At 35.9% G+C, this 16,677-nt stretch carries 14 protein-coding genes; 9 read left to right on the top strand and 5 right to left on the bottom strand.

Features of this window, described 5'->3' with window-relative positions; all coding sequences use genetic code 11:
- Window positions 1–147: 147 nt before the first annotated feature.
- The 3 genes from FJR37_RS11805 to FJR37_RS11815 all read left to right on the top strand — a co-directional run bounded on the left by FJR37_RS11805 (window position 148) and on the right by FJR37_RS11815 (window position 4,211).
- Window positions 148–438 carry a hypothetical protein gene (locus tag FJR37_RS11805; protein ID WP_039204168.1) on the top strand — a complete coding sequence of 97 codons (291 nt, stop codon included), beginning with the start codon at window positions 148–150 and terminating at the stop codon, window positions 436–438.
- Window positions 439–498: 60 nt separating this feature from the next.
- Complete coding sequence (locus FJR37_RS11810) at window positions 499–3,726, top strand: helicase-related protein (protein WP_168466100.1); 3,228 nt, start codon at window positions 499–501, stop codon at window positions 3,724–3,726.
- Between the two features lie 296 nt (window positions 3,727–4,022).
- On the top strand, window positions 4,023–4,211 hold the full coding sequence (locus FJR37_RS11815; protein WP_027400728.1) for a hypothetical protein: 189 nt from the start codon (window positions 4,023–4,025) through the stop codon (window positions 4,209–4,211).
- A gap of 331 nt (window positions 4,212–4,542) precedes the next feature.
- On the opposite strand, the gene FJR37_RS11820 is transcribed toward FJR37_RS11815, so the two are convergent.
- Window positions 4,543–5,217, bottom strand: coding sequence for a GUN4 domain-containing protein (locus tag FJR37_RS11820; protein WP_168466101.1), 675 nt, complete (start codon window positions 5,215–5,217; stop codon window positions 4,543–4,545).
- Window positions 5,218–5,441: 224 nt separating this feature from the next.
- Here FJR37_RS11820 and FJR37_RS11825 point away from each other — a divergent pair, with 224 nt between their 5' ends.
- The 5 genes from FJR37_RS11825 to FJR37_RS11845 all read left to right on the top strand — a co-directional run bounded on the left by FJR37_RS11825 (window position 5,442) and on the right by FJR37_RS11845 (window position 11,264).
- Complete coding sequence (locus tag FJR37_RS11825) at window positions 5,442–7,061, top strand: RluA family pseudouridine synthase (RefSeq protein ID WP_168466102.1); 1,620 nt, start codon at window positions 5,442–5,444, stop codon at window positions 7,059–7,061.
- A 120-nt stretch (window positions 7,062–7,181) separates the two neighbouring features.
- Window positions 7,182–7,772, top strand: a complete 591-nt coding sequence (locus tag FJR37_RS11830; protein WP_039204173.1) for a TetR/AcrR family transcriptional regulator — start codon at window positions 7,182–7,184, stop codon at window positions 7,770–7,772.
- 200 nt (window positions 7,773–7,972) lie between these two features.
- Window positions 7,973–9,262 (top strand): ABC exporter membrane fusion protein, encoded by a 1,290-nt coding sequence (locus tag FJR37_RS11835; protein WP_168466103.1) that lies wholly within the window; start codon window positions 7,973–7,975, stop codon window positions 9,260–9,262.
- A 32-nt stretch (window positions 9,263–9,294) separates the two neighbouring features.
- A complete protein-coding gene (gene devC, locus FJR37_RS11840; RefSeq protein WP_072033662.1) occupies window positions 9,295–10,476 on the top strand; it encodes an ABC transporter permease DevC in 1,182 nt (393 codons plus the stop codon).
- A 38-nt stretch (window positions 10,477–10,514) separates the two neighbouring features.
- Complete coding sequence (locus FJR37_RS11845; RefSeq protein WP_168466104.1) at window positions 10,515–11,264, top strand: DevA family ABC transporter ATP-binding protein; 750 nt, start codon at window positions 10,515–10,517, stop codon at window positions 11,262–11,264.
- Between the two features lie 233 nt (window positions 11,265–11,497).
- Here FJR37_RS11845 and FJR37_RS11850 read toward each other — a convergent pair whose 3' ends face one another.
- Both FJR37_RS11850 and FJR37_RS11855 read right to left on the bottom strand, forming a co-directional pair.
- A complete protein-coding gene (locus FJR37_RS11850; RefSeq protein WP_039204202.1) occupies window positions 11,498–12,049 on the bottom strand; it encodes a hypothetical protein in 552 nt (183 codons plus the stop codon).
- Window positions 12,049–13,152: an AAA family ATPase gene (locus tag FJR37_RS11855; RefSeq protein WP_039204177.1), complete on the bottom strand. Its 1,104-nt coding sequence runs from the start codon at window positions 13,150–13,152 to the stop codon at window positions 12,049–12,051. Before FJR37_RS11855 ends, FJR37_RS11850 begins: the two co-directional genes overlap by 1 nt.
- A gap of 281 nt (window positions 13,153–13,433) precedes the next feature.
- Here FJR37_RS11855 and FJR37_RS11860 point away from each other — a divergent pair, with 281 nt between their 5' ends.
- A complete protein-coding gene (locus FJR37_RS11860) occupies window positions 13,434–13,943 on the top strand; it encodes a single-stranded DNA-binding protein (RefSeq protein ID WP_027400736.1) in 510 nt (169 codons plus the stop codon).
- A 47-nt stretch (window positions 13,944–13,990) separates the two neighbouring features.
- Here FJR37_RS11860 and FJR37_RS11865 read toward each other — a convergent pair whose 3' ends face one another.
- Together FJR37_RS11865 and FJR37_RS11870 are read right to left on the bottom strand one after the other, a co-directional pair.
- Window positions 13,991–14,869 carry an NAD(P)-dependent oxidoreductase gene (locus tag FJR37_RS11865; protein ID WP_027400737.1) on the bottom strand — a complete coding sequence of 293 codons (879 nt, stop codon included), beginning with the start codon at window positions 14,867–14,869 and terminating at the stop codon, window positions 13,991–13,993.
- Window positions 14,870–15,221: 352 nt separating this feature from the next.
- Window positions 15,222–16,421, bottom strand: coding sequence for a class I SAM-dependent methyltransferase (locus FJR37_RS11870; RefSeq protein ID WP_168466105.1), 1,200 nt, complete (start codon window positions 16,419–16,421; stop codon window positions 15,222–15,224).
- Window positions 16,422–16,677: the final 256 nt, after the last annotated feature.

The raw sequence follows: 16,677 nt of genomic DNA on the forward strand, positions 1-16,677 counted from the left end.
TAAAATGTTATCAACTCACAGACAATTCATAAATAACAATCCTGAAAATCCTCAAATCCTGGTTATCCTGATTCAGACAATTAAATATTGACAACTCACAGATAATTAAACAGTCAACTAATAACTATTAATCAGAGGAAATTGAAAATGAAAGTAAGAGGCATAAAACGGGGACAGAATATAGAAATATTAGAACAACTTAACAATATTCCAGATGGAACAGAAATCATAGTAGACTTAGAAATAATAGACTTAAAATTTATTGAAAATCAAATCAGAAAACCAAAACAACCATTAACAGAACAGGAGAGACTAGCTAAACTAAATAAATTATTCGGTACTTGGAAAAATCAACCTGAACTAACCGAAATATTTGCAGAAATTGACAAAGAACGTTATGCTTATCAAGGTAGAATTATAAACTCAATTGATAATTAGGATAACGACTAAAGATTTTATAAATATTCCCAAGTTAAAATTAGATCACTGGTTAGAAAATTGAAAACTCTACGCGATACCCACTGGAAAATAAGCTACTCCAGCAATACCCACAATACCATTGCTGATTTCTATATTCCTGCCTTAGAATCTGCCATCCAATATGACAGAAAATCAGGCTTTTTTAGCAGTGCCATATTAAGTAAAGTAGCGCGGGGTTTAGGGGCAATGCTACACAACCAAGGCAAAATTCGGTTAATGATGGGATGCCAATTTAGTCCCCAAGACTTGCAAGCAATAGAACAAGGATACGCATTACGGGATGCTTTACTAACTCGTTTAGATGCCGACTTAACACCACCAGAAAACTTTGCCCAACTCAAACATTTAGAAATTCTTAGTTGGTTAATTCAAAATCAATATCTTGACATTAAAATAGCCATTCCTCTTCAAGAAAATGGACTTCCAGAAGATAGCATACAACAACTAGATCCTCAACATATATTTCATGAAAAAGTCGGCATCTTTACAGATAGCAACGGTGATAAATTAGCATTTAATGGTTCTAATAACGAATCTATTGCCGGTTGGGAGAAAAACGTCGAATCATTTCACGTTTATTGTTCCTGGGAAGGAGGAAGAGAATTAGATAGAGTAGAAGAAGAAGTTTCCAGATTTGAACAACTGTGGTATAACTTATCCCCCAATGTCCGTGTATTTGAAATTCCCGAAGCAGTGCAACAAAAACTGTTAAATTATGCCCCAACCTCTAAACCTACCTGGAATCCTCAAATTGAATTTGATTCTCGGCCAATAAAAAATGCTGACAGTTCACCGTTAACAGTTGACGGTTCACAGTTCACAGATAACCGAAAAAATACAGCCAACAGTCAACAATTAACAGCCATCAACGAAGAAGAAAAACAAGCATTTTACCAACTAGCGAATATTCATCAACATCCTGGATGTTTAGACTTTTGTTTAAAATCAATTCCCATAAAACCCTGGCCACACCAAATTAAAATATTGCGTCGGGTAGCAGAAACCTTTCCCAAAAGTTTTCTTATTGCTGACGAAGTTGGATTAGGTAAAACCATTGAAACAGGATTAATTTTACGTTATCTCTTGTTAGCTAAAAAAGCCAAACGGGTACTCATCCTTTCCCCTGCAAGTGTCCAACCCCAATGGCAAGAAGAATTAAGAGAAAAATTCAATTTACATTTTTGGAGTTACAATCAAAATTTGTTCACAGTTCACAGTTCACTATTAACTGAACAATACCGTCAACATTCCACAGTCAACAATCAACAGTTAATAAATCCCTGGAATAGCCAAGATTTAATTCTCGCTTCTTCCCATTTAGTGCGGAGAAAAGAAAGAATGCAGGAATTACTAGCAGCAGAACCTTGGGATTTAGTCATATTAGATGAAGCACACCACGCAAGAAGAAAAAGTCCTCAAAATCGCAAAGAAACACCCAATCGGTTATTAGAATTAATGCAGCAATTAAAGGATAAAACTCAAGCCTTAATTCTGCTTTCTGCTACTCCCATGCAAATTGATGCTATAGAAGTTTTTGATTTATTAAATTTACTAGGAATGCAAGGACATTGGAGTTATGGAGATAACTTCTGTAATTATTTTGAATCATTACCAAGTAGTGTAAAACCAGAAATCCTGAACTTTTGGCAAGTCATGTCTAATGACTATTTTCAACAAGGAGGAAAACCTTGTTCTCGGTTACAGCAATTTTTAAACCAACAAGATAGAAATATTGCTTATAAAATGCAGGATTTATGGGAACGAGGTAGGAAAATCTCTAATCATAAACAATTATTAGCAGATGAAAATTTTATTAATACTTCCCGACAATATTTAACAGTTAATACCCCTTTAAAAGATTTGATGTTTCGTCATACCCGCGATACATTGAGACAATATTATCAACGCGGATTATTAGCCCAAGATATTCCTAGTAGAATTGTGCAAGATAATGCCATTAGTTTAGAAATTAACCGTGAAGTTCCGCTTTACCAAGCTGTTAGTAATTATGTTCGTCATTTTTACAGACTAGCACAAAAAGATCAGCGTACCTGTCGCGGTTTTTTGATGACTTTGTACAGGAAACGTTTAACCAGTTCATTCTATGCTATCAAAGCATCTTTACAACGGGGTTTAGATTGTTTATTAACTAAACAAGGCAGTTTTATCACAGAAGATGATTATGCCGATATTGATGAAGCTAATGATGCAGTAATTTCGGGAATGGAATCTTTCTTTGAAGAAGTAGACCCCCAGGAAATTCAATATTTAGAAGATTTATTACAGCAATTTGAAAATACAGGAGAAGATAGCAAACTTTCCCATTTTATTCAGATTTTACGTCAAGAATTAAGCCAAAGAGAAAGTGCTATTGTCTTTACCCAATACACAGATACAATGGACTATTTACGAGATGCTTTAAAAGAATTATATGGCAGTCAAGTGGCTTGTTATTCTGGACGTGGAGGGGAATTATTAAAAGTTAATACTCAACATTCAACAGGGAACAGTGAACCTACTTGGTGTATTGTTCCCAAAGAAGAAATTAAACGCAAATTTCGCCAGGATGAAATTAAAATTCTGCTTTGTACGGAATCTGCGTCAGAAGGGTTAAACTTGCAAAATTGTGGGGTATTAATCAATTATGATATGCCTTGGAATCCCATGCGAGTAGAACAACGGATAGGCAGAATTGATAGAATTGGACAAAGGTATGAAACTGTCCGCATTCACAATTTTTATTATGATGGCACTGTAGAAGCAAAAGTTTATAGAAAATTGCGCGATCGCATTAACGCCTTTGCTACAGTTGTTGGTAATCTCCAACCCATTTTAGCTAAAGTTCCCACATTCATTGAACAAGCTGCGATGAGTGCAGATCCAGAAGAAGAGGATGTGTTGATGTCTGAGTTTGACTCGGTATTAGACGCACCTCTACGTCCAGGAATTGAAGCAATGGTAACAATGGATTTGGATGCTGATTTAGCGGAAATTCAAAAGCCTATTCCACCTACTCCTTTTACACCAGAAAGCATTGAACATTTATTTACCACATCAACAATTTTAAAATCTGCTGGGGTGATTTTTCAGCCAAAAGACGAAAAAACGTGGCTACTTACCTATAAAAACCGGGAATACATGATTACTTTTTACCCAGATATGTTTGATGAAATACCTTCTCTGAGATTAATGAATTTTGGAGAACCTTTGTTTGCGGAGTTTTTGCAGATGACACAAAACTTATAGATTTATCTGAAGAATAAACCCAATTTCCAGTTTTATCACCTTAAGCAGCTCATTTTTTGGGTTTTAAGGCAATATTTCTGGAAATACCTCAGCTATTATATTACCTTGCTTAACACACCCTACGTAACCGCAAATGTAGAGAATTAAGAAGAGTTGCATCCTCTATAAATCATTGGGTTGATAATATAAAAGTCAGAACTAATTGACGAGAATTTCTACTTCTTATGTCGTTTTTTAACACAGAAGGTAGGGAGGGTTCTTTCAGTTTTTCGTAGAAATTAAAGGGGGTATCTGTTATGAAAGAATACATGAGTATTTTAGAGGGATTAGTTGACCAGTTGACACTAGCGGCAATTTTAGAGATGCTAGAGCGAATATGCCATAAAAAAGCGGAAAATCTGAGAACTCACTGGAATGATGAAGAATCTGCAAAACTGTGGGATAAAGCAGCTAGACAGATAGAAAATATCAATGTTGATATTTAAATGTTACGAAAAAAAGTTACTCACAGTTGATGGTTATTTTCAGTTAATGGAAATAACCAACTTTTAATTCTGTGGATAGATAATTACCCCAAAAAGCCAGCGAGTAGTAGTGGTAATAGTATCAAAGCAGACCCAATTAGAACCAGGGTGGCTGGATCAATTTTAATGTGGTTCTTTTGTGGATTACGCATTTAGTGAAGTTCTGAAAAATAGTTATTTTAACACAATCTGAATTCAATAATTATCTGAGCAAAACTAATTTAAAATTTTGAGAACAAACAAAAATATCTGTATTCTTGGTTTGTTCCCTACCCCAAATATAGCATTTATTTTATTTACAATCATTCATGCGAATAAATATCTTGTGATAACAGCCTACTGCTTGTCCAAACCAAAGCCTATCTAAATTTCCCACACAGGCTTTTCCCAAAGACGTTCCTACAGGTTTGGGTAAATATCCTATGGGGGTATCTGTGGATAATTGGAAATGAGATTCTATATGGGTTATATTTTCTGGATTCCATCCTACTTTTTGACGAAATTTCTGATCTATTTTATAATTAAAATTGATTTGACCATTATTTTCTTGTTTCCAGATTTTAGTTTGGACACTAAAACCAAATCTATTTTCACTAGCATTTAACCACAAATTGTCTATATTCTGTAAAGCTTCACAAGGAAAAGTTTCAATAGCTCTGGTACTTAACCAATTATTATTTTCTCTATTAGTGATTTTCAACATTACTGATTGTGTTTCTTTCGCAGCATCTTCCCAATTTTTAGCTTGTAAATATTGACTCAATTGAGTATAATTATCTTGTCTATGCTGAGGATGCCAATAAATCCAATTTTGAATTTGATAGGATGAAAAAAAAGATAAAAATGGAATTAAGCATATTATAATTAATATCAAATATCTAGTTGTATAAGCAATAAATTGATGAATTTTTTGGTAATAGCGTTGTTCGTTTGTTAATATAGCCAGCAAATGGGAAATTTTTTTCATATCCTCATCTACAAATAGATATATGAGGAAAAATGGTAAACACAAAAATACCAAAGTGAGGATAAAATTCCCAACGGGATTATTAATAATTTCTGGTGTGAGAATAATTAGAGGTATTGTAAAATATACTAACGTCCATACAAAAAAAAGCTTGCAAATTAAAACAAGCAACTTCAACAAAAATTTATTAACTATCAAATATTTGATCATACTCTATATATTTTATGATTTACCTGCATCCGCTTTCAGATTTTATCTCATCTAATTTGATCATTACTTCGGCACAGCCTAACTATTACTATGAAGGAAAATGTCCCCAAACAGGGGAAATACTCAGATTACCCCGTACCCCTTTAGCGGAAGCTATAGCTAATAATCTGATGCAACAACTTAAGCAAAATCATCTTTATTCCCAGGAGGGAAAAATGTATGGTATTTTGTTGGTTGAATTACCCAATGGTGAACAAAGAGTTATTAAAGCATTTTCCGGTTTATTAAATGGTAATAGTATGCTTAAAGGTTGGGTTTCACCAATTCCTGGTAGGGAAGAAGTGGTTTTATTAGAAACTCAGACTTTAGCCAAGTTAGAAGCCATTAAACAAGAAATTATTAGCCTTGAAAAACTTTCAGAAAGAGAAGAATATAAAACTCTATCTGCTGAATATACTCAACAGTTACAGGCTCTTAGTTTACACCATTATCGTAGCAAACTACAACGACAGACACAACGTCAAGAATTTTGGCAAACTCTCACGGATGAATCTCTGAAAATTGCGCTGGAACAATTGGAAACAGAAAGTCGTCTACAAGGAATTGAACGTCGCAATCTTAAACGTCGTCAAAATGAAATTTTACAACCTTTACAGAAAATTATAACATCAGCAGATCAGAAAATTGCCGTACTAAAACAACAGCGTAAACAACTATCCCGACATTTACAAACAGAAATGCACGCTGCTTATAGCTTAACTAATTTTCAAGGACAATCTTTATCTCTACAGCAATTATTACCAACAGGAACACCAACTGGAACAGGAGAATGTTGCGCTCCTAAATTATTACATTATGCAGCTACTCATCAACTAAAACCTTTAGCAATGGCTGAATTTTGGTGGGGTAATTCTACTGTAGAGGATAAAAGACAGGGAGAATTTTATGGCGCTTGTTTGGAAAGATGTCAGCCATTAATGGGATTTTTGCTATCAGGATTAAAGCCAAATCAAGTAGAAATAATTTATGAAGATGAATGGCTAATTGCTGTAAATAAATCATCAGGGCTATTATCTGTTCCTGGTCGTTATTTTCATAATCAAGATAGTGTAATTAGTCGTTTACGTTATTTATATAATCAAGAAATAATTGCGGGACATCGTTTAGATCAGGATACTTCGGGAATTCTATTAATTGCTAAAGATGCAGTTACTTATTCTCAAATAAGTAAACAATTCCAAAAAAGACAAGTATCTAAAGTTTATGAAGCTTTGCTTACAGGTTCTCTAGCTATTAATGAAGGTGAAATTAATTTACCTTTGTGGGGAAATCCTGACAATCGCCCTTATCAAGAAGTGCATTTAGCACAGGGTAAACCTAGTTTAACTCGCTTCCGCGTGATGAATAGGGAAGGAAATTATACTCGTGTGGAATTTGTACCCATTACCGGACGTACCCATCAATTACGGGTTCATGCTGCGGATAAGAGAGGACTGGGAATGAGTATTTTGGGGGATAAACTCTATGGTTATCATCAGAATATTAGGAGATTATATCTGCACGCAAGGGAGTTGAGGTTTCAGCATCCTCATGTAGATAAAATTCTGCATTTACAAGTAAAAACACCGTTTTAATTAGGAAATATAATTTGTCAAAAGATATTGACAAATACTTTAGACTTATTTTATTATTTTAATATAACAAACGTTCGATATAAAAACAGATAGCCCCCATAGTGAGGAACAAGCCATGTTATGCCGAAAATTGTTAATCACGAACAATACCGGAAAGAATTACTCGGTAAATGTTTTGATTTGTTCGCTACAAAAGGCTATTCAGCTATTACTATGCGGCAGATTTCTGCGAGTTTAAAGGTTTCCACAGGTACGCTATATCATTATTTTCCCAACAAACAAGCTTTGTTTGAGCAATTGGTGGAAGAAATTAGTCAGCAGGATATCATTACAGCTTTAACAGAATTTGGAGGAAAAAATAACTTATTAGAATTGATGGCAGCTTTGGGTCAATACCTTGTTAAGAATCAGGATTATTTAATTAAATGGACTTATGTATGGGTTGATTTTTGTCAACATCAAGACTCAAAAATAATGCTAACTAATAGCACTGTTTTTAAGCGTGCAAATCAACGATGTCAGCAAGTAGCCTGTGATTTATTAGGTGTTAGAGATGTAGTGTTAGCATCTTTTGTTTTAAGTTTTGTGAATGGTGTTGTTTTAGAGAAATTATGGGGTAATGAGAACATTGATTTCCCTGAACAGTGTAAGCTGTTAGGAGAAATGATTACAGCATATTTACAGCAAAAAGTCCAGGTTGAAATTAAATAATTAACTGGCAGTAAATAAGTAATTGGACAAAAATATTTACAGTCATTGCGAGCGAAGGGAAGCAATCACAACCCTTGGAATTGCTTCATTTCACTTCGTTCCATATGGCTAACGCCACGCAACGCTTACGCAATGACGTTGTGTAATTAATTCTGTCTGACTACTTACCGATAAATTTATTTTGTGATGAGGTAGTGAAAATGAGTTACAAACTGTCGTTTAAATCCCCAAGTCCAGGTTTGATTGGTTTAATGCTTGCGGCTACTGCGATTCCATTAGGAATTGTTATTTATGGAGTTTCTCATTTCGGACAAATGGGTAAAACTTCTGTCACAGAATCAAAACCAATTGTCCCTATTCCGCAAATAGTGACTGCTTTAGGAAGACTAGAACCAGAAACAGAAGTGATTAAATTATCTGCACCTTTAGCATTAGATGGCGATCGCATTGTCGAAGTATTAGTTAAAGAAGGGGATAATGTTAAATTAGGACAAGTAATTGCTATCTTACAAACCCGTGATCTCTTAAAAAATGCTGTTATTCAAAGCACGAAACAAGTCGAAGTTGCTCAAGCTAAACTTGCACAAATTAAAGCTGGAGCTAAATTAGGAGAAATTCAAGAACAGTCGGCAATTGTTGAACGAATTAAAGCACAATATACAGGAGACAGACAAGCCCAAGAGGAAAATATTGCTCGCATATCAGCCCAATGGGAAGGTGATAGAATTGCCCAAACAGCAACTATTAATAAAGTAACCGCAGAACTTAAAAATGCAGAGTCAGAATATAAACGCTATGAAAAATTATTTTCTGAAGGAGCAATTTCTAGTTCTGTAATTGATAGTAAACGTTTAAATGTGGAAACGGCTAAACAGACATTAAGTGAGTCCCAAGCTATTCTCAACCGGATTAATACTACAGCTAATAAGCAATTAGCCGAAGCTAAAGTTGCCCTCAATCGCATTAATACTACTAGCAATAAACAAATTAGTGAAACTCAAGGTAAACTCAATAGTATTGCCGAAATTCGTCCCGTTGATGTGGCATTAGCGAGAACAGAAATTGAGAGTGCGATCGCTAATCTCAACCGGGCAAAAACTGAACTAGAAGCAGCTTATATTCGCGCCCCTATGACAGGACAAATTATCAAAATTCATACCCGCGTCGGTGAAAAAATTGATAAAGAAGGGATTGCTGACTTTGCCCAAACTAACAAAATGATGGCAGTAGCAGAAGTTTATCAAACCGATATTAGTAAAGTCAAATTAGGACAAAAAGCCATCATTACCAGTCAAGGATTTCCAGGAAAATTACAAGGTACAGTCCAGCAAATTGGCTTACAAGTCAACCGTCAAAATGTTTTTAGTGATCAACCAGGAGAAAATTTAGACAGTCGCATTGTCGAAGTAAAAATTCGCCTGACTCCTGAAGACAGTAAAAAAGTTTCTAGCTTAACTAACTTACAAGTACAAACAGCAATTAAATTGTAATTCTTTCCAATAAGAAGCTAAAAATAAAAGCAATGATTAATAAAATGTTTCGGAAAACGCCCCTAGCTTGGCGACAGTTAATGAAGGAAAAAACGCGGCTAGTGGTTGCAGTGGCGGGAATTACTTTCGCGGATATGTTGATATTTATTCAGATGGGTTTTGAAAGTGCATTATTTGATGCTGCTATTCAACCTCATCGTAATTTACAAGCAGATTTAGTATTAATAAATCCTCAATTTCAAACCCTATTTTCAGTCAAAAGCTTTTCTAGAGAAAGACTTTATCAAGCATTAAGTTATAACGGTGTAAAATCAGTTAGTTCTATTTACATTAGTACGGGACAATGGCGCAATCCTCAAACTAAAATGGATCGATCTATTTTAGTTTGGGGTGTAGATCCGGCTACACCTGGTTTAAAGTTTCCTGAACTTCAAGCCAAAAAAGATAATCTTAAACAATTGAATCAAGTTATATTTGATGAAGCCAGTCGTCCAGAATATGGAGAAATTGGCAAGATTTTCCGAGAAACTGGGAAATTTAACGCCGAATTAAGCGGAAAGAATGTCAGTGTTAAGGGTTTATTTCAAAATGGTGCTTCTTTTGCTGCGGATGGAAATGTAGTAGTTAGTGATTCTACTTTTTTACAATTATTTCCTACTCGCAAAGCTGATCAAATTGAAGTTGGATTAATTACTCTTCAACCCGGTGCTGATATTGAAAAAGTCAAAGCACAACTACAAATAGGACTAAATCCAGATCCTCAAAATCCCTTTGTTGAAGTTGGTACTCCCGAAACATTTGCCCAAAAAGAAAAAACTTATTGGGCGACGGGAACAGGGATTGGGTTTATTTTTAGTTTGGGTGTAATCGTCGGTTTTATTGTTGGTATTGTCATTGTTTATCAAGTTCTTTATTCCGACGTTTCTGATCACTTACCAGAATACGCTACTCTCAAAGCAATGGGTTACACTGATAATTATCTATTGCGAGTTTTATTACAAGAAGCATTGTTCTTAGCTGCATTGGGTTATTTACCTGCATTTTTCCTATCTTTTGGATTATATCAAGTCACCTTTGCCGCAACTCTTTTACCAATAGCTATGAAGGTAGATCGGGCAATTAATGTTTTTATCTTAACGGTAATTATGTGTACTGTTTCTGGCGCAATAGCGATGCGAAAACTCCGTTCTGCTGATCCGGCAGATATTTTTTAACCTAACAATTTTTATATCTCACGCCAAGGTAAGGAACTATGTCATTGGAAGTTACAACTATTCCTTCTGAAGTTATTTCTAGTTCAGAAACAGTTATTTCTGTTAGTAATCTCAATCATTATTTTGGTAAAGGCACGCTACAAAAACAAGTATTGTTTGACATTAATTTAGAGATTAATGCGGGTGAAATTGTTATTATGACTGGTCCTTCGGGTTCAGGTAAAACTACCCTATTATCATTAATGGGGGGTTTACGTTCTTCCCAAAATGGCAGTTTACAAATATTAGGACAGGAAATGTCCGGTGCAAAAAAAGCACAATTAACTAAATTGCGTCGCCAAATTGGTTATATTTTTCAAGCACATAATTTGATGAGTTTTTTAACAGCCAAAGAAAATGTGCGGATGTCTTTGGAGTTACATGAACATCATCTCAATGGCGATATTAATGCTAAAGCTACAGCAATGTTAGATCACGTCGGTTTAGGAGAACATATTAATTACTATCCAGAGAATTTATCCGGTGGACAAAAACAACGGGTAGCTATAGCCCGCGCTTTAGTCAGTCATCCCAAAATAGTCTTAGCAGATGAACCGACAGCTTCATTAGATAAACAATCGGGACGTGATGTGGTGGAATTAATGCAAATGTTAGCAAAAGAACAAAATTGCACCATCTTATTAGTCACCCATGATAACCGGATTCTGGATATAGCTGATCGGATTATTTACATGGAAGATGGACAATTAAAAAGTGATGGTGTAGATATGGGAGTTAAAGTAAATTAACACTTATTTATGATGAATAATAACACAACCTGAGTTCGGTGTTAGGAGTTCGGAGTTCGGAGTTTCTCCTTCGGAGACGCTACGCGAACGGAGTTATGATTTTTTCAACGAGATCATAAGGGTTTGAGACTCATGGCGAGTTTTCCAAAAATTATCTTATGTCGAACTCAGGTTAACACAACCTCCATTTCAATATTGAAGCAATAAATTCGCAAGAAATGAGAATTAATAACTTATCCAATTAATGGTAAAATTCTTTGCAATTCTCCACAAGCAGCTTTTAAAGAAGGTGGTGCATTCTCATCTAAATTACCTTGAGAACACTGGTTGACCAATGGCTCAATATAGGGTTTACACTCTGATTGCTTTTTAGATTTTGTATATTCTGTTTCTTCATCAATATTTTCACCCTGTAAATAATGTATCCAAGTTTCGATATTTCGTTTGGGAACAAAAACTGCTATAGCTTCATTAGGTTGACGACTTGCATGAGAATTTTCTACCAGTGCATTATCTAATTGCTTTAGTCTTTCTTCTACTGTTTTTTTATCTGCATCAATTAAAACAATGAGCATTCCCGAACGTTTATTTTTCTGTCTACGATACTCTACAACTTCTTTTGCATATTTTTCTCTGACAAACTGCTCACCTGCACCTTTAGGACAAATTTCAGTGCGGAAATTTCTATCTAAGGTAAAACCACGCTTTTGCAAAAAATGAATAGCAAAAACTTCTTGTTGTTTATCCTCACACAAAATTACAATCTGCACTCTCCGCTGGCTCATTATAACCATCCCCGCGCAATCAGTTCTGAAATCTTTAACCCTGAATCATCAGCTTCTTCATTACTGATTTTTCTTACTCGTGCAGGTGCATTACTTTGACGTTCAAACCAATAACCAATTGGTGACGCTAAAAGATAATTAATACATTCGGGATGATGTGAAATTAGTAAGGCTTGTAACTTTCCTTCATCACAAAAATCATATAGCTGTCTTAACCAAGGTTGAATTTCTGGAAGTGCTAAAAAGTTTTCTGGTTCATCAATACAAAGTGTATAATCTTCAGATTTCATGCAGTAAATTAGTGTATATAATATTATTAATGCTTTTTGACCATCTGATAATGCACCTAAATGATAATCAATAGTATTTTTATCTTCTGAATCTGATGTGAATTTTAATTTCAAACCAACATATTTTTCTCCTATTTGCTCAAACTTAAAACTAATAAAACCATCTAAAACTTCTTTTAAAATATTTATTAATTCAGCAACTTTCCCTTGATCTTGTGAAATGTATTTATACCAAGAAACGAAATTTTCAGCTTTAGAACCTAGATATTTTGTTTCTGCACCACCACTCTTGATTAAAATAGGAACAATTTGTACAATAATTATTTTCTCTATACGTTTTGTAAACCAAAATAGTTTTTTGTTGTCATTTCTTGGTAATAAAGAGGATAATATAGATTGAGATGAAAGAAATGAATATTTTGATGCTTCTGAATAATCATCTCGAAAAAGTTGTACATCGCCATTTTCATATTTTAGTAAAGGATGTCCATTGAACCATAATCTTTCATAGGCAATAGAGACTTGATCTCGATTAGCTTCAACTACAAGTTCATATTTATAGTTACCATCATTACCATCTATTTCTAACTCGAAACGTTGAATTGGTGAAGTTTGCCAGCAAGTAAAATCAAAATAATCAAAAATAGACTCTAATTTTGATTCACCTAATATAAAATTTTGAATTTTCCGCAAGGCTTCAAAAACAGTTGATTTACCTGAACCATTACCACCAAGAAATAAGTTAATTGGGTTAACATTAAGCTCAAAATTCACCAAACAGCGAAAATTATCAATATAAATACGCTTTAACATAAAACTTTTCCTCCTAATCAAACACTATAATACAATGCCAATTACTATAATCACATAAATCAAATTAATCATATAAATCACAGTCCAGTCCATAATATAGTACAATTGTCCTATACAGACAAAACATAATACTCAGTCTAGTCAAGTGTAAGATAGAAAAACAATGATTGCTACGGTACGCTATGCGAACAGTGTCATCATTGTTTTAACTAATTATGGTTGACTTTTCTCGTGAAGTGAAATTCACTGCGAGAAAAAGTATTAAAAATCAGGAGCAGACGATGAACAGTTGTATTTTGATGGCAGAAATTTACGATAATCCCCAACTGCGTCATACACCAGATGGGTTAGAAGTTACAGAAATGATCGTTCATGTAGCGGGAGCAAAACCAGATGATCCAACGCATCCTTTAAAAGTCGTAGGTTGGGGAAATTTAGCCAAAGAGATTCACCAAAGTTATCATCAGGGCGATCGCGTCATTATTGAAGGGCGCTTAGGCATGAATACAATTGATCGCCCCGAAGGATTTAAGGAAAAACGCGCAGAATTAACAGTCCAAAAGATTCACGCCATCGGACAAGGTGCTTATACCAGTTCACCAGCAGCAGCCACGAGAACCACACCAGCCTATGAAACCCCTGTAGCGCCACCAACCTACAGCCCTACTAATTCATCCGCCCCAATGCCCCAGGTAACAGCCCCTCAGCCGACATACCAACCCACCCCTGTGCAGTCTCCATCCCCTATAGGAGTTACGCCAGAACCCGATCCAGATGACATCCCGTTTTAGTCACCACCTTTGTAGAGGCGTTACATTGAACGTCTCTACATTCTTTTTTAACCTCCACTGACTTCACCCCATTCCCGAATTGCTGGAAATACCGATGAATAATCATCCTCTGGATAGGACATTTTCATAGTTGCGTGTAAGATTTGCCTTACACCCTCAATGCTGTTGAGATTCAAGCCCAAGGATTTCGCTTCCGAGATAAATAAATCTATTTCTTTGATCAGTTGTTTTGTCGGCAAGTTGGCGTTATTGTAATTGCCATCTAACATCCGCCGCAAATTTTGATCAAAAGTGGGAGCATAAAGTTTACTTTCCCGCAGAACTTGCATAAACAAATCAACATCAATGCCTTGCAACTGGATATATGCCAGACTCAGAGCAAAGCTAGTTGTGAGAGAAGCAATGAGTTGATTGAGTGCCAAGGTGAGGTTAGAGGCAGAACCCACAGCGCCTATATATACAGGATTTTCTCCAAAATGTTGGAGTAACTTTAAATGCCGTTGATACTGTTCTTCCTCTCCACCGACCATGACAATTAATTTGCCAGTTTTAGCTTCGGGAATACTACCCAGGACGGGAGCTTCTATATATTCACCCCCAGCCGCAACTACTGTATCTCTGATTTCTTGGCTTTCTAAGGGATTAATCGTCCCCATTTGAATGATGCTGCGTCCTGATAAAGTATGCCAAGAAGTATCGGTCAGAAGTACATGATAAATAGCTGCGGCGTTAGAAAGCATTAGCACTATACAGTCAGCAGCGCGGATTGCTTCGCGGGGTTTGGTGACAATTTGCGCCCCTGCTGTCCGTAATGGTTCTAATTTTTCTGGGGTGCGATTATAGGCAATTAGCTCTATGTCGGCGGCTAATAACCTTTGAGCCATCGGTAGTCCCATCAATCCAGTTCCCAGAAATGCCACCTTCATGTTTTACGTTCCTTTGTCAGTGGTCAGTTGTTAGTTGTCAGTTGTCAGTTGTCAGTGGTCAGTGGGTACGGATAATTGGAAGAATTTATTACCCATACCCAATTAATTTTGACTTTTGACTTTTAACTTTTGACTTCCGCGAAGCGGTACTAGCCTCCAGCGGCAAAAGTCACCATAATGATTATGGAAAGTAAAAGTCCGGGGGAAAGTAGAGTTACTAGCACTAACAGATCATGAGCAGTCATAATTATTCCTCTTTGCAGATTTTTGACTTTAATCATCACTGCTATGCTAGTGCAAACAAGGCTAATACAGGATTGTTAAAGAGATTTTTAAGCTTTCTCTTTGATCTCTACTCTGGTACGACTAATCCCTGGAGTGGTTGTGATGCTTCTTGTTCCGTTAGTCCCCGGCTTTGGACTAAAACGCCAAAATTGCCCAATCCCCCTGGGTTAATTAGTTGGTGTAATCCCTCCCGTTGTTGTAGCAACTGTGATATTGGTTGCTGTTGAGAGGAGAGTGCAGCTAACCTTTCACCTATTCCCAAGGACATTAAAAATAAACCTTGCTGCGTCCAACCAACTTGTTTGAGTCCGCACCGTTCACCCCAAGATGATAAGGCTGTAAAGTCAACATGGGCGGTGATATCTTGTTGCCCAATATTGATATAAGGATTATCATGATGACGATGCTGGTAGTAGCACTGGAGAGTTCCCTGCGATCGCCTGGGGTTATAATAACGATGAGCAGGGTAGCCATAATCAATTGTTAGCACATACCCCCGTTCCAAGCAGTCTGCCACTATACCCAACCAGTTCAAAGCTGCTAAATTAATTTCACTACGATAGCCATTTTCATAAGTATTTTGGCTTAAATCAATGCCTACTAACTTAAAATATTCTCCTAATTGTGGTGTTGATGGTTCTCCTATTACTTCAATAAATAGAGGATCACGGATGATCTGGATTTCACTGATTTCACGGTTTAATTCGGCAAGGGTGACGTAAATTTCCCGCAATTCTCCTGCTGCTAAAATAAATTGGTGGACTGGAAAAGCATCTACTAATTCATTGGAAAAGAAGCAGCCGTTAATAGATTTGGAGGGAATTTCTTCCAAGTTACACCAATCAACAGCAAAATCTTGTAACCGTTGTTGTTGTTCTTGTTTTAAACTTTGTGATTTTTCAACAATAATATATTTGACTGCGCCAAAAAAATCTGGGTACTCTTGCTGTATATAATTGAGAATATGGGATGCTAATATACCTTGTCCTGCCCCCATTTCTACCAAATCAAAATGTATAGGTTGATCTAAAATCTCCCACATTTGGTAAAATTGCTTTGCTAGTAATTCCCCAAAGTCAGCGCCTAAACTGGCAGATGTGAAAAAATCACTACCGCGAAAGCCGATTTTGATGGCATCACTAGAATAATAGCCATGTTCTGGGTGATATAACACCATATCCATGTATTGGGCAAAAGTAATTCTTTTTTGAGGGCTGGTGATGATACGATGGGCTATGGCTTGACACAGTGGGGAATGGGAATCCATAAAATTCAATGTATATTTCCTAATATTTTCGCACTCCTAACGCACCTTTGCTAATCTTCCTAATAATGTGGCTGGAAGTAAAGGATATTTAGGTAATTTGGGGATAAGAAAATCAGGTAAATCAGTATTAAAAGTTGCATTTGTCTGAATCAGGATGTCCAGGATTTGAGGATTTACAGGATGTTTTTGAATGATGGTTTGTAGAGATGTTGGGGATTTTTAGGATGTTTTTTGACGATTTTCCTTAAATGATTAT

This window comes from Aphanizomenon sp. UHCC 0183 (assembly GCF_009712065.1).
GTDB lineage: Bacteria > Cyanobacteriota > Cyanobacteriia > Cyanobacteriales > Nostocaceae > Dolichospermum > Dolichospermum heterosporum.